This is a genomic window from Flavobacterium sp. RNTU_13, assembly GCF_046614455.1.
GTDB lineage: Bacteria > Bacteroidota > Bacteroidia > Flavobacteriales > Flavobacteriaceae > Flavobacterium.
Genome location: NZ_JBKJHB010000005.1, coordinates 104,538 through 121,366, shown reverse-complemented (window position 1 = coordinate 121,366; position 16,829 = coordinate 104,538). Strand labels below are relative to the sequence as shown.

At 41.2% G+C, this 16,829-nt stretch carries 20 protein-coding genes and 1 pseudogene; 14 read left to right on the top strand and 7 right to left on the bottom strand.

Annotated elements, in window-relative coordinates:
- Window positions 1-88 precede the first annotated feature (88 nt).
- The 4 genes from ACLI08_RS12640 (at window position 89) to ACLI08_RS12625 (ending at window position 2,275) form a co-directional block, all read left to right on the top strand.
- Complete coding sequence (locus ACLI08_RS12640) at window positions 89-541, top strand: response regulator transcription factor (RefSeq protein WP_411428857.1); 453 nt, start codon at window positions 89-91, stop codon at window positions 539-541.
- 113 nt (window positions 542-654) lie between these two features.
- On the top strand, window positions 655-1,212 hold the full coding sequence (locus ACLI08_RS12635; protein WP_411428856.1) for a DUF4199 domain-containing protein: 558 nt from the start codon (window positions 655-657) through the stop codon (window positions 1,210-1,212).
- A 17-nt stretch (window positions 1,213-1,229) separates the two neighbouring features.
- On the top strand, window positions 1,230-1,577 hold the full coding sequence (locus tag ACLI08_RS12630) for a VOC family protein (protein ID WP_411428855.1): 348 nt from the start codon (window positions 1,230-1,232) through the stop codon (window positions 1,575-1,577).
- A gap of 110 nt (window positions 1,578-1,687) precedes the next feature.
- Window positions 1,688-2,275, top strand: a complete 588-nt coding sequence (locus ACLI08_RS12625) for a Crp/Fnr family transcriptional regulator (RefSeq protein WP_411428854.1) — start codon at window positions 1,688-1,690, stop codon at window positions 2,273-2,275.
- A 3-nt stretch (window positions 2,276-2,278) separates the two neighbouring features.
- Here the strand turns inward: ACLI08_RS12625 and ACLI08_RS12620 are convergent, their stop codons facing one another.
- The 5 genes from ACLI08_RS12620 to ACLI08_RS12600 form a co-directional block, all read right to left on the bottom strand.
- Window positions 2,279-2,941 (bottom strand): 2TM domain-containing protein, encoded by a 663-nt coding sequence (locus ACLI08_RS12620; RefSeq protein ID WP_411428853.1) that lies wholly within the window; start codon window positions 2,939-2,941, stop codon window positions 2,279-2,281.
- The gene (locus ACLI08_RS12615) at window positions 2,931-3,260 is read right to left on the bottom strand and encodes a 2TM domain-containing protein (RefSeq protein WP_411428852.1); all 330 of its coding nucleotides are present in this window, start codon (window positions 3,258-3,260) and stop codon (window positions 2,931-2,933) included. Before ACLI08_RS12615 ends, ACLI08_RS12620 begins: the two co-directional genes overlap by 11 nt.
- A 93-nt stretch (window positions 3,261-3,353) precedes the next feature.
- Window positions 3,354-3,650 (bottom strand): 2TM domain-containing protein, encoded by a 297-nt coding sequence (locus tag ACLI08_RS12610; protein ID WP_411428851.1) that lies wholly within the window; start codon window positions 3,648-3,650, stop codon window positions 3,354-3,356.
- 84 nt (window positions 3,651-3,734) lie between these two features.
- Window positions 3,735-5,078, bottom strand: a complete 1,344-nt coding sequence (locus tag ACLI08_RS12605; protein ID WP_411428850.1) for a 2TM domain-containing protein — start codon at window positions 5,076-5,078, stop codon at window positions 3,735-3,737.
- Between the two features lie 28 nt (window positions 5,079-5,106).
- On the bottom strand, window positions 5,107-5,736 hold the full coding sequence (locus ACLI08_RS12600) for a hypothetical protein (protein WP_411428849.1): 630 nt from the start codon (window positions 5,734-5,736) through the stop codon (window positions 5,107-5,109).
- Between the two features lie 556 nt (window positions 5,737-6,292).
- Here ACLI08_RS12600 and ACLI08_RS12595 point away from each other — a divergent pair.
- Window positions 6,293-6,793, top strand: coding sequence for a DUF6978 family protein (locus ACLI08_RS12595; protein WP_411428848.1), 501 nt, complete (start codon window positions 6,293-6,295; stop codon window positions 6,791-6,793).
- A complete protein-coding gene (locus ACLI08_RS12590) occupies window positions 6,790-7,575 on the top strand; it encodes a DUF1828 domain-containing protein (RefSeq protein WP_411428847.1) in 786 nt (261 codons plus the stop codon). The genes ACLI08_RS12595 and ACLI08_RS12590 overlap by 4 nt, the downstream gene beginning before the upstream one ends.
- 476 nt (window positions 7,576-8,051) lie before the next feature.
- Here ACLI08_RS12590 and ACLI08_RS12585 read toward each other — a convergent pair whose 3' ends face one another.
- Window positions 8,052-8,351: a GIY-YIG nuclease family protein gene (locus ACLI08_RS12585; protein WP_411428846.1), complete on the bottom strand. Its 300-nt coding sequence runs from the start codon at window positions 8,349-8,351 to the stop codon at window positions 8,052-8,054.
- Between the two features lie 292 nt (window positions 8,352-8,643).
- Here ACLI08_RS12585 and thrS point away from each other — a divergent pair, with 292 nt between their 5' ends.
- From thrS to ACLI08_RS12555, 6 genes and pseudogenes are all read left to right on the top strand, one after another.
- The gene (gene thrS, locus ACLI08_RS12580) at window positions 8,644-10,590 is read left to right on the top strand and encodes a threonine--tRNA ligase (RefSeq protein ID WP_411428845.1); all 1,947 of its coding nucleotides are present in this window, start codon (window positions 8,644-8,646) and stop codon (window positions 10,588-10,590) included.
- A 24-nt stretch (window positions 10,591-10,614) separates the two neighbouring features.
- Window positions 10,615-11,172: a translation initiation factor IF-3 gene (gene infC, locus ACLI08_RS12575; protein WP_411428987.1), complete on the top strand. Its 558-nt coding sequence runs from the start codon at window positions 10,615-10,617 to the stop codon at window positions 11,170-11,172.
- Between the two features lie 153 nt (window positions 11,173-11,325).
- Window positions 11,326-11,523: a 50S ribosomal protein L35 gene (rpmI, locus tag ACLI08_RS12570; RefSeq protein WP_411409486.1), complete on the top strand. Its 198-nt coding sequence runs from the start codon at window positions 11,326-11,328 to the stop codon at window positions 11,521-11,523.
- 110 nt (window positions 11,524-11,633) lie between these two features.
- Window positions 11,634-11,978: a 50S ribosomal protein L20 gene (gene rplT / locus ACLI08_RS12565; RefSeq protein WP_411428844.1), complete on the top strand. Its 345-nt coding sequence runs from the start codon at window positions 11,634-11,636 to the stop codon at window positions 11,976-11,978.
- Window positions 11,979-12,156: 178 nt separating this feature from the next.
- Window positions 12,157-12,969: pseudogene (locus ACLI08_RS12560) on the top strand (RHS repeat-associated core domain-containing protein); the annotation flags it as partial.
- The gene (locus tag ACLI08_RS12555; protein ID WP_411428843.1) at window positions 12,947-13,750 is read left to right on the top strand and encodes a hypothetical protein; all 804 of its coding nucleotides are present in this window, start codon (window positions 12,947-12,949) and stop codon (window positions 13,748-13,750) included. The pseudogene ACLI08_RS12560 and the gene ACLI08_RS12555, both read left to right, overlap by 23 nt.
- A gap of 188 nt (window positions 13,751-13,938) precedes the next feature.
- On the opposite strand, the gene ACLI08_RS12550 is transcribed toward ACLI08_RS12555, so the two are convergent.
- Entirely contained in the window at window positions 13,939-14,463 is a 525-nt protein-coding gene (locus ACLI08_RS12550; RefSeq protein ID WP_411428842.1) for a DUF4833 domain-containing protein, read from the bottom strand.
- Window positions 14,464-14,596: 133 nt separating this feature from the next.
- Here ACLI08_RS12550 and ACLI08_RS12545 point away from each other — a divergent pair, with 133 nt between their 5' ends.
- Both ACLI08_RS12545 and ACLI08_RS12540 read left to right on the top strand, forming a co-directional pair.
- Window positions 14,597-16,102, top strand: a complete 1,506-nt coding sequence (locus ACLI08_RS12545; protein WP_411428841.1) for a DUF2254 family protein — start codon at window positions 14,597-14,599, stop codon at window positions 16,100-16,102.
- Between the two features lie 34 nt (window positions 16,103-16,136).
- Window positions 16,137-16,709, top strand: coding sequence for a hypothetical protein (locus tag ACLI08_RS12540; RefSeq protein ID WP_411428840.1), 573 nt, complete (start codon window positions 16,137-16,139; stop codon window positions 16,707-16,709).
- Window positions 16,710-16,829: the final 120 nt, after the last annotated feature.

Genomic DNA, 16,829 nt, shown 5'->3' with positions numbered 1-16,829 from the left:
CTCTACGGAGTGGCTTTTTTTATGGGCTGTTTTTTACAACGGCAATCCTCTTCGTAAAATAATTCTACCTTTGTTTAAAAGCAACGGCATGCTAAAACTATTGCAAAAACATAAAGCTACATTACTGTACGGCACAGCACTCGCGCTGCTGTTACTGGCTATGCGCTGGGCAGAATACCGTTTTGTAATTATAAGCAATACGCAGGATCTGTACACAGGGTTTATTGCACTGCTATTTATGGGGCTGGGCATTTGGGTAACGCTAAAACTTGCCAAACCTAAAAAAGAAACCATAATAATAGAAAGAGAGTTGCACTCAGCTGCTCCACAAACCTTATCAGACAACCACGACCTTAGCAAACGCGAACTGGAAGTGTTGCAACTTATGGCTGCCGGGCATAGCAATGCTGAGATTGCCGAACGGCTTTTTGTGTCGCTAAACACGGTAAAAACGCATTCGTCTAAAATTTATGAAAAGCTCGATGTAAAGCGGCGAACGCAAGCGGTAGAAAAAGCCAAACAGCTGGCTATCATAAACTAAACATTAGTCATACTTTGGTACTAGTACTAAAAATCATACTTTAGTATGAGGAAAACATTGTAAAAAGTCTGCAATTTTGCCCTTTAATCCTAAAAAACAAAACACATTTTATCATGAAAAAAAGTATCATTATTCACGGGCTTATAGGCGGATGTATAAGTATACTGGGCTTCTTCTTTATGGAATTGTACAACGGCAACTCACATAACGATATAAGCATGATGGTGGGCTACGCGTCTATGCTGGCCGCGTTCTCACTTATATTTGTTGCCATTAAAAACTATCGGGATAAGCAAAACGGAGGTGTAATCAGTTTTGGCACCGCGTTTAAAAACGGCCTGCTTATAGCCTTGGTTACCTCTACCGTATATGTGGTGGCATGGCTTATTTACTTTACGTATTTTAGTCCTGATTTTATAGAGAAATACGCCCAGGCCACATTGTCTGCAATGGCTAAGGAAGGTAAAAGCCCAGTGGAAATACAAAAACAGGCAGCTGAGATGAAAAAGTTCGCCGAGATGTACAAAAATCCGCTTATAAACGCGGCAGTTACCTACACTGAGATATTACCGGTAGGTATTATCGTGTCGCTTTTGGCTGCCCTAATCTTAAAGAAAAAACCAAATCCCGAAACGGATGAACGTGCGGCATTTTTAGCCGAAAGACAGTAATTCAACAAAAACAAAATATGGGAAAAGTAACAGGCTTTGGAGGGCTTTTCTTCCGTTCTAAAGACCATAAAGCATTGGCAGAATGGTACAATAAACACTTAGGCATCAACGGCATGGCTTGGCAACAGGAAGCCGGCCCCACAGTATTTGCACCCTTTAAGCAAGACACAGGGTACTTCGGTAACGATAACCAACAGTTTATGATGAACTTTCGTGTAGAAGGGCTTGATGAGCTGATTGAACAACTAAAAGCCGATGGCGTACGTGTAGACGAAAACCGTATGGAAGAATCGTATGGTAAATTCGCCTGGATATACGACCCGGAAGGCAATAAGGTAGAGCTTTGGGAACCCGCTGCTGAGTAGGTTTACCCATTAATACAGCCATGAATTTCACCCATATCATCAAATCGTATTGATGTAAGTGGTAAAATTCGTGGCTAACTTCTTATTTTTGTGTAAAACCTTTCGCACACATGGATCCTTTCACCCAGATAAACAAGAACATAAGCCGGTACGTAAACTTTTCTGATGAAGAACTGGATATTTTTAATTCGCTTTTAGAATACAAGAAAGTACCAAAGAAAACCATAATGCTTCATGAGGGCGACATTTGTACGTTTGAAGCGTTTGTACTAAAGGGCTGTGTGCGTAAGTATTATATAGACAGCAACGGTTTTGAGGTAATACTGCAATTTGCCATAGAAGATGCGTGGGTGGGCGATATATCGAGCAGCGCGTTTGACCAAAAACCCAGCAAGCTGTATATCGAAACCCTGGAAGACTGCGAGTTCCTTATGTTTAACCCCGAAACAAAGGAACAACTGTTTGAGTTGGCTCCCCGTTTTGAACGGGCTTTCCGTATACTGGTACAGCGCCACCTTGCCGTTACCCAAAACCGCCTTATTAACACCATAAGCAAAACAGCACTGGATAAATACCTGGAGTTCTTAGAACTGTACCCTACCCTGCCCCAGCGTGTGGCACAGCACTATATAGCGTCGTACCTTGGCATATCGGCAGAGTTCCTGAGCAAAACCAGGGCTAAGCTGGCTAAACTGTAAAGGCTACTCCCACTTCGTGGTAGTACCGTTGTTTCTGTCCTGCGCATCAAGGTACTCCTTGATTTTACGCTCTTCCCAGTCATTCCCAAAAATAACCCCCATCCCGAAAGTATTAAACGCATGGCACAATACCCCTATGCCCCAAAATATGGCTGTGCTAAATGTTTGGAACGACCAAAACTCCTGTTGTTCCTTATGCAGGTATTCGCCTTTGTAAAAGGACATAACCAACAGTGCTGAATTTACCACAATATATATTGCCAGGTGCTTATAAAAGCCCTTTAATGCCTTTACTTTACGGCGCGCACGCTCTTCCCTGAGTTGCTCTGTAGATGTTATATTTTGCATAGTATTGTTAGTATTATTAACGTTTATTCCTGTATTTCTGTATGCCCTTTTCAATGCTTGTTGTTCTCTCTTCTCGGTAAAAAACAGCCGATAGCCAAATACACCCACAAAGTGCCCTAAAAGTGCCAGCCCGCCCAAAACAAAGACCACAGCAAAACTGGTGTTCCAAAAATCAGGGTGCACATAGTGCCAGTTACGGCTGCCTACAAAGAGAAGTGCGTTAACCGTAATCCAGGCGATAAGATGGGTATAAAAACTCTTAACACTTTGTAACCTGTTATAGGCCCTTCCGGTACCAGACATCGGTTCAGTTTTCATGGTTGCCAATTTTATTTTTCAGTTGATTATCAAATTGTTGTTCGGTCTCCATATACTCACGCATTTTGCGCTCTTCCCAGTCTTTGCCCAGCATAAAAGTAAGCCCGAAAGCACTCATGCCGTGAAACGCAAGCCCTATACCCCAGCCCAGTGCCGGATACAGGAACCAAAGATGCTCGCGTGATGTAGCAAGATTCAAAATAAAAAGGCCTGTAATTACTATACAATAGCAGGTTAGGTTATAGTAAAAGCCTCTTATTTCCTTTACTTTCTTTTTTGCCCTGAAATAGGCATCCTGTTCGTTAAAATACTCATTCATAATATAATATTTTTTAGGTTGAAACGCATACGCAGCAAGGTGCATAGCATTATTTAACCTGTGATTTGATTTGATGATTGAACTTCCCCCGGGTTACTTTACAGTATTCTTTTCTTCCCGGGCTATGTACTCGCGCATTTTACGTTCTTCCCAGTCTCTACCCATAAAAGGAATAAGATTAAATACCTTTAGCCCCTTTATAACCAGTGCGGTACCCCAACCTAACAACGAGAACCAAAACCAGTGGAATTCCGGCGAAAAAGTAACATTAACAATAATGAGTATAGGAATTACCACGCAATATGCAGCCAGGCCAATGTAAAAGCCTCTTAATTCCCTAACTTGTTTCCTGGCCCTAACGTAGGCCTCCTGTTCATTATATATATTCATAACAGATTTATTTTTAAGGACTTGCATTATACCTAAGCCCTATGATTTGATTGATGATTGAACTCCTTTAACTCTTCAGTTTAGCTACTGCCACTTATTGTTACGCTCGCGTTCTACGAGCTCACGTATTTTACGCTCTTCCCAGTCTTTGCCCATAAAAGGCATAATATTGAACACGGTAAGCGCATGTGTCCCAAGCCCCAAGCCCCAGCCAAACGCCGGCCAAAAGAACCAAAGGTACTGCGGACTAGTAATCAGGTTAAGAACGGCTAAGCTGCTGATGATAATAACATAAGAAAAAAGGTGGCCATAAAAACCTTTAATGTTTTCTACGTGTTTCAGGGCTTTATTGTAGCGATACTGATCGCCGGTGTATACGGGTTCCATAATAGTAACTTGTTTAGTAAGCATGGGTAACTTAACGGTAAAATTTTTGTCGTCCTGTTCTATAACCACCTGGCGGCGGCTTATAATGGCGTAGCGGCTTATAATGTTCTGAAGACCAACGCCCCGGCGGTCTTGTAGTACCTCTTTTTTCTGCAAATCGTTTTGTACTACAAGGTAGCCGTCCCTTTCAAATATCCTGATATGCAGGGGCTTCTGCTGGCTTACCACGTTGTGCTTTACTGTATTTTCCAGCAGCAACTGCAGCGACAACGGAACCACCATGGCATCGGCATTCACCAGGTTATCAGGCAGTTCGTAAAACAAACTGTTTTCAAAACGCATCTTAAGCAGGTTCATGTAGGTTTTGGCAAACGCCAGTTCCTCGGCCACGCTAACCAGCTCTTTATCCTTCTGTTCCAGTACATAACGGTACACTTTACTGAGCGATGTTGTAAACCGCTGCGCGCTGTCGGGGTTCTCCTCTATGAGCGAGCTGAGCACGTTAAGGCTGTTAAACAAAAAGTGCGGATCTATCTGGTTTTTAAGGGTTTCAAACTTTGCCGAGGCCGTACCCGCTATGATTTTCTGTTGCTTTACACGGTTCTCCTGGTACTGCTTGTAAAAGTAAAACGCGTGCAGCGAAAACGTAACCACAAGCAGTATAACTGTGGCCACATAAAAGTTCTCAATACGCTCTTGTTCAAAATATTCCGTTACAGACTTGCGTGCTATGAGCACCTCCTCAAACATGCGCAGCAGTACTAAAACCACCATAGAGGCAGAGAACGAAAGCACAAACCCGGTTATAAGGCGTTTTGCCGAGGTGCGCGACCCATCGAACCAGCGGTCCATAAGCACGTAAATACCTGAATTAGTGAAATGTAGCGCATACGTATAGAGCATTATGTAAAAGAACCTGATAAGCAAATAACGGTCGGGAGACAGGCGGTAGCCCTGAGCCATACTCATGAGTATCAGGACAATAAATATTATAATACCCAGTACCGTAGACCGAATAAGCTCTTTTACAAATAATCTCATAACACGTTATATTACAAAAACTTAGCGTTTACTTTTTAGCCGCACACTGCGCCTGTGCCGCCACAGCGCGGTCTTTACCCCAGTTAGGATGAAACGGCGTTTCGGGCTTAAAGTTATCAAATAATCCCAGCGAACGCTCTACCTCTGCGCAAATAGGTTTGGTATCGTTGCCAAAGTACTTGGCAGACCCCAGGTCGTACTCAGCTTTAGAGAACACAACCCTCGGGTTATTAGGGGCTAAGACCATAGCCTTGGCGTAAATCTCATTAATCTTAGGGCCGTATTTCATGCCGTTTGTCATAGGGTCGTACACGAGCCAGGCGGTGTAAATCATGGCTTGCATAACCAGCAACTCAGGGTTGTTTGCAGACAGTGCGGTAGCCGCATCCTGAGCCGTTTGTGCCTTGGCCAGCAGGGCGCTGATTTTGTCTTTATCCTTGGTTTTAAACGCCTCTGTAGTGTTTACCAAAGCCACGTAATACCCTGGCAACCAGTTGTCTTTCTCGGCTGAGGCTATGCGCTCAAACAAGGCCGAAGCCTCGGCAGACTTGCCCTCGCCCCAAAGGGTAAAGGCCTTTTTCATACCGGTTTCGTACTGGGTTTGGGCGGTAAGCAGGCTGCATATAAACAGGAATGCGGTGGTAATAATACGTATCATAATTGTCAGATTTTATGGTTGTTACATTTTGATGAAGCAAAGATGCAAACAATTTCCGTCCGTTTAAAATACGAATTACCGAATTGTAGAAAAACAAGGATGAATTGTAGTTTAGGGCGACTTTAAGATAACAGATGAGAGATGACAGACAAAAACCGTACACCAAAACCCCTTTTGCCTGTTACCAATCACCCCGCCCTATTTTTGTCTTATTTGAATAAATGTATCGTTTTTTACAGCGATTATTCTTCCGCTTTTGGTGGGCTTTTTTCCTGATTTTAACACTTAGCAAGATGTTATATACCAAATCATTACCATTATTCTTCCGCAATGCCCTGCCGGAAACCGCCTGTTTTAGGGGGAGATATTCCGCAGGGGGTAAAATACTGTATATATCTATTTAGCAGCACACCCGCCATACGCATAATTATAACAGGTAGTACTGAAGAAATGGGTTCAGTACGGGGTGTGGTGGTTTGTGGTAATTTTGTGGAAAGATGTATGAAAATTAAACTTTTATATACTATATTTACACCACCAACTAACCAAATCAAACATGCTTACAAACGAAGAAGCTAATCATTTGTTAAATCTTGAGAAATTTTTAAAAGACCCCAATCAGGTTATTGATTTGAGTCTTAAAAAGAATAGTATTGATTTAATTTCACAAAAGGATGCACTGCCAAGTTTTCGATTAGAGATAATCACAAATCAAAAAGTAATTTTAAAAACAACCTTACATCACTTAGAAGATACTAACTTTACTGGATTATTAAGGATTGACTTCAAAGGAGGCCACAGAAATCCTGAAGAATTAAATCATTCTGTCCCTGAGTTTTTAAGAGAGTATGTTGGTAGATGGTTAGACCCTAACGAACCTCATATTCATTATTATGTTGAAGGATATAGACCTCTAGCTTGGGCAATACCAATCAGTCGTACAGATTTTCCTGTAAAAACTTTGGAGAACACTACAGATTTATATGACCTTATATTTAATTTTGCAAAGATGATTAATATAAAATCTCATCTTTCACTACAACAAGCTATATTTTGAACTGGATAGATACATACGTTGATAATTACTATAAATGGTTAAGAGAAAAAACATTTATTCATCAAGATGAATCAACAGATTGGTCATTGATTAATACTCCTTTTATAGGTGCATTTAATGATACTATTGATATCTATGCGAAAAAGAATGGAAGTCAATTAACTTTAAGTGATAATGGAGAAACCATATCAAATTTAGAATTACAAGGAGTTCACATCCAAGGCTCAAAAAAAAGGAGAATCTTATTAGACCAAATTCTGCTCAATTACGGTATTAGAGAAAGTAATGATGAATTATATATTGAAACAAACTTAGAAAATTTTTCACAATCAAAACACAAATTGCTATCTGCGATAATTGAAATTAATGATTTATATGTCTTATCTCAGGCAAACGTAAGCTCTATTTTCAAGGATGATGTTAGAAGCTATCTTGAAGAATTAAACGTAATCTATACTCCAGATTTTATCTCAAAAGGAAGCACAGGCCTAGAGTTCAATTTTGATTTTCAGATTGCTCAAAAAAACAAAGAAATTGTCATCAAATCATTTAATTCGGTTAATAAGTCAAATATCCCTAATTTTTTATTCTCATGGGACGATATTAAGCACGTGCGTGAAAAAATAACAAAAAAAGAAGTCTCTGCAATTGCTATAATTAATGACGTTGACAAAGAAATAAAACCTGAATTTTTAGATGCCTTGAAACAAAAACATGCCGATTATATTTTGTGGTCTCAAAAAGATAAGGAGGAAAGTCGAAGACTTATCTTAGCAGCTTAACACCTTTTAGAGATTTTAAATATATAAATTTTAAGTTTATCATAAGCAACAATCGTTTTTGCAAGAAATATCACGCTCCGTACCATCGTTCGCAATGACGAAACGGATGGGGCTAATTTCACGCTGCTTTCTTCACGCAACGTCTTTGCGAGGAGGAAGGACGAAGCAATCTATTTAGGTATGCAGGCATTAATCTAAACAGTTTCGTAAAGACTGCCGCGCTCCGTACCTCCGCTCGCAGTGACGAAACGGATGCGGACTAACTACACGCTGCCTTCTTCACGCAACGTCTTTGCGAGGAGGAACGACGAAGCAATCTATTTAGGTATGCAGGCATTAATCTAAACAGTTTCGTAAAGACTGCCGCGCTCCGTACCTCCGCTCGCAGTGACGAAACGGATGGGAGTAACTCAACACGGCTTTCTTCACGCAACTTCCTTGCTAGGAGGAACGACGAAGCAATCTATAATTGACTATCAGAGAAAATCCTCTATACGGTAATACAAATCCTCCCAACCCGGATTAATACTTTCAATGAGTTTAACTTTCTTTGCCCGTGAACCGGCTTTAATCTGTTTTTCTCTGGTTATTGCATCCTCAATCATCTGAAAAGCCTCAAAATACACCAGCTTATTAAGGTTGTATCGCGCCGAAAATGAGTCAGGATAACGCTTTTGTTTGTGTTGGCTTATACGTTCGTGCAAGTCGCTTGTTACCCCGGTATAGAGTACCGTATTATTATGATTCGTGATTATGTAGACAAATCCAGGTTTCATGGTGATTGGTTTAAGGTGCAAAATACGAAAATTTTAGACTGCCGCGCTCCGTGCCTCCGCTCGCAGTGACGATGCGGATAGTGTACTAACTTTACACGACTTTCTTCACGTAACGTCTTTGCGAGGAGGAACGACGAAGCAATCTATTAAAAGGCATTAAAAAGACTGCCGCGCTCCGTGCCTCCGCTCGCAGTGACGCAACGAAAAAAAACAAATCCACCTATCCACAAATCCCCTTATAACCTATCCAAAAAATCGCTATATTTGCGCACATTATAAATTTTTAATACTAATGATAAATATTACACTGCCGGACGGTTCGGTAAAACAGTTTCAGTCGGGGGCTACCCCCTACGATGTGGCCGTAAGCATAAGCGAGGGCCTTGCCAGGAATATAATTTCTGCATCCTTTAATGGTACCACTGTTGAAACGAAAACCCCACTGACCACCGACGGCGCATTAGTACTTTATACATGGAACGACAAAGAGGGCAAAAAAGCATTTTGGCACTCTACCAGCCACGTTATGGCACAGGCACTGCAGGAGCTGTACCCGGGTATTAAACTTACCATAGGCCCTGCGATTGATAACGGTTTTTACTACGATGTAGACTTTAACGGACAAACCATTACCGATAAAGACTTTAAGGCCGTAGAAGACCGCGTACTGGCCATATCTAAAGAAAAGCATGAGTTTACCATGCGTTCGGCTACTAAGGCTGAGGCGCTGGAATATTATAAAAACGAGCAAAACCCGTACAAGGTAGAGCTTATAGAAAACCTGGAAGACGGTACGATTACCTTTTGCGACCACGCTACCTTTACTGACCTTTGCCGTGGCGGACACATACCGAACACAGGCATTATAAAGGCGTTTAAAATTATGAGCGTGGCGGGTGCCTACTGGCGCGGTGACGAAAAGAACAAACAGCTTACACGCGTGTACGGTATTTCGTTCCCTAAACAGAAAGACCTTACCGAGTACCTGGAGCTGCTGGAAGAAGCCAAGCGCCGTGACCACCGTAAGCTGGGCAAGGAGCTGGAGCTGTTTACCTTCTCTCAAAAAGTGGGTCAGGGACTTCCGCTATGGTTGCCAAAGGGTGCTGCCCTGCGCGACCGTTTGGAACAGTTTTTGAAGAAAGCACAAAAGAAAGCCGGATACGAGCAGGTAGTAACCCCGCACATAGGCCAGAAAGAACTATATGTAACCAGTGGCCACTATGCTAAGTATGGCGCAGACAGCTTCCAGCCGATACATACCCCTGCCGAAGGCGAGGAGTTTTTGCTAAAGCCAATGAACTGTCCGCACCACTGCGAAATTTATAACAGCAAGCCGTGGTCTTACAAAGACCTGCCGAAGCGTTATGCAGAATTTGGTACCGTATACCGTTATGAGCAAAGTGGTGAGCTGCACGGGTTAACTCGCGTTCGTGGGTTTACTCAGGACGACGCGCACATTTTCTGTACGCCGGATCAGCTTGATGAGGAATTTAAAAAAGTAATCGACCTGGTACTGTATGTATTCGGTTCGCTTGGTTTTGAAAACTTTAGCGCACAGGTATCGCTTCGCGACAGGGAGAATAAAGATAAGTACATAGGTTCTGAGGAAAACTGGGAGAAGGCAGAAAACGCTATTATCAATGCAGCAAGAGACAAAGGTCTTAATACTGTGGTAGAATACGGCGAGGCTGCATTCTACGGCCCTAAGCTCGACTTTATGGTGAAGGACGCCCTGGGCCGCCAGTGGCAGCTGGGTACCATTCAGGTAGATTATAACCTACCGGAGCGTTTTGACCTTACGTACAAGGGCTCAGACAATGAACTGCACCGCCCGGTAATGATTCACCGTGCGCCGTTTGGTTCTATGGAGCGCTTTATAGCCATATTGCTTGAAAATACTGCCGGTAACTTCCCACTTTGGTTAATGCCGGAGCAGGCTATCATATTGTCTATTAGCGAGAAATATGAAAATTATGCCAAAAAAGTTTTGGAATTGCTGGAAAATCACGAAATTCGCGCTCTAATTGACAACCGTAACGAAACGATTGGTAAAAAGATACGCGACGCGGAAGTTCAAAAAATGCCTTTCATGCTCATCGTAGGCGAAGAAGAAGAGAAAAACGGTACCATTTCGGTACGTCGCCACGGGCAGGCAGGCAAAGGTAACCAGACGATGACTATTGAAGACTTTGCTGCAATGGTGCAGGAAGAGATAGATAAAACGCTGAAACCATTCTAAGTTTAACTTAAAAATTTAAGAGCCATAGCTATTAGAAACAACAGGGGGCCACAGCCCCGCGTAGAAAAAAAAGATCCACACAGGATTAACGGCCTTATCCGTGTGCCTGAAGTAAGGCTTGTAGGCGACAACATAGAGCCGGGTGTATATCGTACATCGCAGGCGCTACAGTGGGCTGAAGAGCAGGAGCTAGACCTTGTAGAAATATCTCCAAACGCCGCACCGCCGGTGTGTAAGATAATGGACTACAAGAAGTTTCTTTACGAGCAGAAAAAGCGCGATAAGATGCTTAAGGCCAAGAGTACACAAATCACTGTGAAGGAAATACGCTTCGGTCCTCAGACCGATGAGCACGACTACGATTTTAAGAAAAAGAATGCCGAAAAATTCCTTAAGGAAGGCAGCAAGCTAAAGGCGTTTGTGTTTTTTAAAGGCCGTAGTATCATCTACAAAGAGCAAGGGCAGATATTGCTGCTAAAACTTGCCCAGGAACTTGAAGAATGGGGTAAGGTAGAATCACTGCCGGTTCTTGAAGGTAAAAGGATGATTATGTTCATAGCGCCTAAGAAAAAGAAAGCATAAGTTACGTAAAAGGTCGAAGGTCTTAAAGTGAAAAGTCATAAAGCCGATAAATGCTGTTTAAGCTGATTGAGCCCATGACTTTATAAACTTTATGACTTTCGACTTTATGACTAAAGAAAAGTAAGTAAGATAAATTCAAAATACAGGAAGAAAATGCCTAAAATGAAAACTAAATCCAGTGCCAAGAAACGTTTTCAGGTAACTGGGTCAGGAAAAATCAAAAGGAAGCACGCTTTCAAAAGTCACATCCTGACAAAAAAATCTACTAAGCGTAAGCTTGCCCTTACTCATGCTACACTTGTTCACCCAAGTGATGAGAAGAGCGTAAAACAACAACTTAGGATTATCTAATTAATTCCTTTGTTTGTTTCGGTTAAAACAAGTTATAACCCTGGAGTATGGCCTTTAAGTCCTCAAACAAGTAATTAAACGGGGCGCCTGCTACAAAAAACATTAAAATTATGCCAAGATCAGTAAATTCAGTTGCATCTAGGGCTCGTAGAAAAAGAGTTCTTAAGCAAGCCAAAGGTTTCTTTGGAAGACGTAAAAACGTTTGGACAGTAGCCAAAAACGCGGTAGAAAAAGCAATGGTTTATGCTTACCGCGACAGAAAACAAAAAAAGAGAAACTTCCGTGCACTATGGATTATGCGTATTAACGCTGGTGCCCGTCAGCACGGTCTAAGCTACTCTCAATTCATAGGTAAGGTAAAAGCAGCAGGTATAGAGCTAAACCGTAAGGTTCTTGCAGATCTTGCTACTAACCACCCTGAAGCGTTTGCTGCTATAGTAAACCAGGTTAAATAAGAACGTACGTCTAACAACATATTTATCTTACTTACACAAACTCCTGCCTATGGCAGGAGTTTTTTTGTTATATTACCTCATACAAAACCAACAACCGGATTAATCATAAAAGTATAAGTACAACGTTTATGGAGGATGCAGCTTTGAGAAAGTTGCAAACGAACATACCGCGCGTAGCGCAGCGCTGCAAGACGAACTGGGGCTTAACATGTACGACTACGGCGCACGTAATTATGACCCTGCGCTGGGTAGGTGGATGAATGTTGACCCAAAGGCAGAAACAAGTAGAAGATTTAGTCCGTATGTATATGCTTTGAATAATCCTGTTTACTTTATTGACCCTGATGGGATGCAGGCGGATGATTGGTATATGAATAATAAAACTAAAAGCCTAGAATGGCATTCTGGCACAGGCCAGAGAGAAGGATATACTAATTTAGGAAGTGAGAGAACCGTTGATTATAACAATATGTCTTATAGATTAAATTCTGACGGCTTATTTATTGAGTATAATTGTTCTGACCCTAATAACACAGGAACTACATATAGCAGTGGTTCGAATACTATGATTCCTAATACAGAAATTGAGATAAGTAGTATAGATTTTAATTTTTCAATAAAAGACAGAATTTCACTTTGGTGTACGGATAGGTCTGGTGATGTAGATGGACTTAAAGGTACAACTAAGGAATCCGTAGAATCCTCAGAGATTCCAGGTATTGGTGGAAGTGCACCTAACCCACGTGAGATTTCGGCTTTTGGAAAATTAGTCACTTTTTTTAGAAATTTATTATATGGTGCCAAAGCTGGTGGTACTACTGCTGGTGTTCCAGGACGAATAGATACAATAAATACATTGTCCAATTCCAATGAAGAAGCAAACAAAGAAGAAGAAAAGCAAGTTGAATTTGTAAGAACTGCTTATGATGAAAAAACAGGTAATAGTACATACGTAAGAAAAGATATTTATGATGCCCGACAAAAAAAGTAAGATTAACAAAACTAGATATTTAAAAATAGTAATGTTATTAGTTGTATTATGCATAATAATAACTTACATATCTTCAAAAAAAGAGACGATTTATACTCTAAAACAATATGATTCAAAAGGAAATTTGTCTGGTACAAACGAATATATAATTAGAAATGGTGACACAATCATGCATGGAAATTTTGTAAATTATAATGAAAGAGGAGTTAAAATTGCAGAAGGAAAGTTCATTGATGGTCACGTAAATGGTGTATGCAAATATTATTATAATAATGGCAAAATAGAAACACAACAGTTTAAAAAAGACAAGATTACTCTTGAAAGTATTAATTATGATTTAAACGGATTAATTACTAATTATATTATGTGCGACAATTTTGGAAGATGGGCTTTTAAAATTAGTTTTGATAATAAAGGGGTAACTAAATATGAAGGAAATCCTTTATTAGAGATATATAAATATAAATATAAATATGCTCATAAAGAACAGTTTAAAATCACAGAAGAACAACATTTAAAAGTTGGGGGAAAATTAAAATATAGTTACATTGTGGCTAATATTCCTAACGCAAAACGTAGTTTTAAGATAGAAAACTTAGGTATTGATAATTCTAAAATTAAGCGAACTCAAAAAGCCGTTCTCCCTGCTCAAATTGATGTCCAAGAAGTATTAATTAAAAAAGGTAAAAATACAATAAGAAGTATTGTTTCTTATAAGTTCAACGATAATGTAACACCTATTTTTACAGATACACTTTCTTTTGATGTTAATGTAAACTAGGAGGAGGTTCAAATTAGATGTTTTCAAGAAAAATATATTTTGTTTAGATGAAATACAAAATAAAATCTGAATTTCAAAATTAACCACAAAGGCGACCTTCGGGTTGTCTTTGTTGTTATTAATGCTTTTTCTGGCTTTTGAAAAAGCATATTCTAACCCAGTACTTAAAGCCCCCCCGAGCTTCTGGGTTAATCTTTAATATAAAACCGCTCTACCGCCTCCTTACTACTCGCCATATCCTTACCGTAAAAATCGATATACTCCACGCTCGATGGTAATTTGCCCATTTGTAAAAACAAACGGCCCAGCATAAGGTTTTTACCATTTGCGCTTACAAACACATGTGGCACATTATCGGCACCCAACTTTGCAGTTAATATTTTTTCAGGATACGCCGCCAGTGTAAAACTACACTGCGTAGCCGTTACCGATGTAACCGTAATGCCATACGCCATTTTACGCTGTACCGGGCTTAACTCATCGCGTACGCCTTTTTTAGTACGTTCATACGTAAGGCGGTATACATCTATGGGGTCGGCCGTATTTATTTTACCCGAAGCAGTAATGTTAAGATCATACACAAACGTATTGTGGTTGTTGCTGTGCTGTATGTAAAACAGCCGGTATTTACCCGCCGGCGGCACAGGGTAACCCTGCTGGGTAAAGGCGGTAACCATAAAGAACAGCAGCAGCACGGTAAGCAGTTTCTTCATAATGCAGTATTGGTTTATATAAAGGTAGCATTTTCCTGTAGCCATTCCACGGCAAAAATGTTAAGAATTCCTGTCGGGATAAAAAACTACCTCCCCTATTTTGTACCTTAGCCATAGCAACCAAACTACTATTATGTCATTAACAAGGCTAAAGTTTAAGTTCGGCCAGTGGCTGGAACACCGTATTAAATACATCGGCACCCTGCTCAGCAACGCCTTTGCCCTGCTTATAAGCGTATTACTGCTCTTAACAGACTACGGCATCGACCTGAGCAAAACCATTAACGAAGCCGAGGTATACAGCAGGCTATCGGGTGTGGCAAGCATTATGGTATCTATTGTAATAGGCATATCGCTTACCACATTCTCTGTAATATTTGTGGTAATGCAGCTTGCGTCATCGCAGTTTTCGCCGCGCATCCTAAGGCATTTTTTGGCAAACGATGTGCGCGTGCAGCAATACATTGGCCTGTTTATAGGCACGGTTGGCCTGTGTGTTATCCCTATGGCGGTAAGTGCCTTTACAGGCAAGCCGTTTACCATTACCATAACATCGGGCATAGTGCTGGCACTGTATTGCCTGGTATGGAGCTATCCGCGCATGATTACTTACCTGAGCGTAAACATGAACGTGGCCGCCATAGCCGACAAGGTTAAGGGCGACACGGTAAATGAAATTAACGCGCTGTACCCCGAAGACTGGCAGCCGGGCATGCCCATGCTGTATACCCCACTAAAACCAGAACCAAAATGGTTTACCCTCTCTATTAAAAGTCCGCTTAAAAGCGGCTACCTGGAGCATATTAACTATCTGAAGCTCGAAAAATATATCACCGCGCTGGCAAAACATTATCCCTGGAGCAAAGACCTGGTACTGTACCAGCGGCCTATAGTGGGCGAGTTTATCATGCAGTGGGCATCGGCACTCATTACCCTGCAGTTACCCGAAACCCCTACCCGGGAGCAGCAAACAACCCTGGAACGCCTTATGGGCGAAATTATAGACGATGTATTTACCATAAATACCTTTAGGAGCTACACCCAGGATATTAACTTTGGCGTACGTAAACTGGTAGACATAGCCATAAAAGCCATATCGCCTGCCGTTAACGACCCTACTACCTGCCTTAACTGTATAGACCAGCTGGGCGATATCGCCCGCAACCTGCAACTTAAGGCTTATCCTTCTGCGGAGGCGCGGCAGCTGCAATCTAAAAATATTATTGCCAATGAGTTTAACTTTGAGCAGCTGATTGACTTTTGTTTCGACCAGATTTTTCAGTGGGGCAAAGAAGATCCTACGGTGGTGCGCCGCCTTATACAAACCCTGCGCCTGTTGGCAGAAAATGCCGAGAATCCTTATAACCTCATGGTACTGATTAAGCAGGTAAACGACATGGAACTGCCCGAACTGTACAGCGATACCAGCGTTAAGGAGCGCAACATTAAAATTTCTAAAGAAAAAATAGAAGGAATACATACCTCCCTGCGTCATTTTGAGCAAGCAGCAAAACAACGTATTGATTATCTTAAAAGTATGGAGCGTTTACAGTACAAGGCAAAAGGCTTGCATTGCGAAATTGAGTCGGCTGAGGAAAAAGCCATTGCTTATTTAATTAAGTATATAGAAAAACCCTAATGCCCCGTAGCATTTTATAATTACTTTTACCACCATGAAAAAACTACTCTCTGCCCTATTCTTATTTTGTGCCATGGCACTACAGGCACAGGACATGAAAGCCCTGCAAACCGATGCCCTGCGTATGTACAAGAACACCACTGCCGGAAAATACGAGGCGCTGCTGGCGGATACCTACCCTAAAATTTTTGAACTGGTACCCAAAGAAAAAATGCTCGAGGTACTTAAAAGCACCCTTAAAGGGAACGGGTATGTACTGGATATACTGGACACTCCACCCAACTTTAAGTTTAACGACATAAAAACCGTAAACGGTGGATATTATACGGTAGTAGATCATGACCTGCTAATAAAAATGACATTTACCGAACCGCTTAAAGGTATTGAGGCTAAGGAAATGATTAAAAACCTGAAAGCCTCCATGAAAACAGATGACGTTACCTTTAACCCCAGCTTTAACAGCTTTACCATAAAAAAGCGTGGCGACATACTGGCCATATCAAATAGTGTAACGGGCGGTAAATGGAAATTCCTGAACCGTACCAGTCCCGCAATGATGAAAAAAGTACTGGGCGAAGAAGTGTGCAAAGCACTGAACATACAATAAAATACATCAAAACAATAATGAGGCTTCCTGTTAAACGGAAGCCTTTTTTGCATTTAGCTCCTGTTAAAATAGCGGGTAAAGCGTTTAAAAAAGTTATCTTTGTAAAAACCGATGTTTTAT

Coding starts and splice junctions, on each gene's coding strand:
- ACLI08_RS12640 (WP_411428857.1), top strand. CDS start 89: ATGCTAAAACTATTGCAAAAACATAAAGCTACATTACTGTACGGCACA.
- ACLI08_RS12635 (WP_411428856.1), top strand. CDS start 655: ATGAAAAAAAGTATCATTATTCACGGGCTTATAGGCGGATGTATAAGT.
- ACLI08_RS12630 (WP_411428855.1), top strand. CDS start 1,230: ATGGGAAAAGTAACAGGCTTTGGAGGGCTTTTCTTCCGTTCTAAAGAC.
- ACLI08_RS12625 (WP_411428854.1), top strand. CDS start 1,688: ATGGATCCTTTCACCCAGATAAACAAGAACATAAGCCGGTACGTAAAC.
- ACLI08_RS12620 (WP_411428853.1), bottom strand. CDS start 2,941: ATGAAAACTGAACCGATGTCTGGTACCGGAAGGGCCTATAACAGGTTA.
- ACLI08_RS12615 (WP_411428852.1), bottom strand. CDS start 3,260: ATGAATGAGTATTTTAACGAACAGGATGCCTATTTCAGGGCAAAAAAG.
- ACLI08_RS12610 (WP_411428851.1), bottom strand. CDS start 3,650: ATGAATATATATAATGAACAGGAGGCCTACGTTAGGGCCAGGAAACAA.
- ACLI08_RS12605 (WP_411428850.1), bottom strand. CDS start 5,078: ATGAGATTATTTGTAAAAGAGCTTATTCGGTCTACGGTACTGGGTATT.
- ACLI08_RS12600 (WP_411428849.1), bottom strand. CDS start 5,736: ATGATACGTATTATTACCACCGCATTCCTGTTTATATGCAGCCTGCTT.
- ACLI08_RS12595 (WP_411428848.1), top strand. CDS start 6,293: ATGCTTACAAACGAAGAAGCTAATCATTTGTTAAATCTTGAGAAATTT.
- ACLI08_RS12585 (WP_411428846.1), bottom strand. CDS start 8,351: ATGAAACCTGGATTTGTCTACATAATCACGAATCATAATAATACGGTA.
- thrS (WP_411428845.1), top strand. CDS start 8,644: ATGATAAATATTACACTGCCGGACGGTTCGGTAAAACAGTTTCAGTCG.
- rpmI (WP_411409486.1), top strand. CDS start 11,326: ATGCCTAAAATGAAAACTAAATCCAGTGCCAAGAAACGTTTTCAGGTA.
- rplT (WP_411428844.1), top strand. CDS start 11,634: ATGCCAAGATCAGTAAATTCAGTTGCATCTAGGGCTCGTAGAAAAAGA.
- ACLI08_RS12555 (WP_411428843.1), top strand. CDS start 12,947: ATGATGCCCGACAAAAAAAGTAAGATTAACAAAACTAGATATTTAAAA.
- ACLI08_RS12550 (WP_411428842.1), bottom strand. CDS start 14,463: ATGAAGAAACTGCTTACCGTGCTGCTGCTGTTCTTTATGGTTACCGCC.
- ACLI08_RS12545 (WP_411428841.1), top strand. CDS start 14,597: ATGTCATTAACAAGGCTAAAGTTTAAGTTCGGCCAGTGGCTGGAACAC.
- ACLI08_RS12540 (WP_411428840.1), top strand. CDS start 16,137: ATGAAAAAACTACTCTCTGCCCTATTCTTATTTTGTGCCATGGCACTA.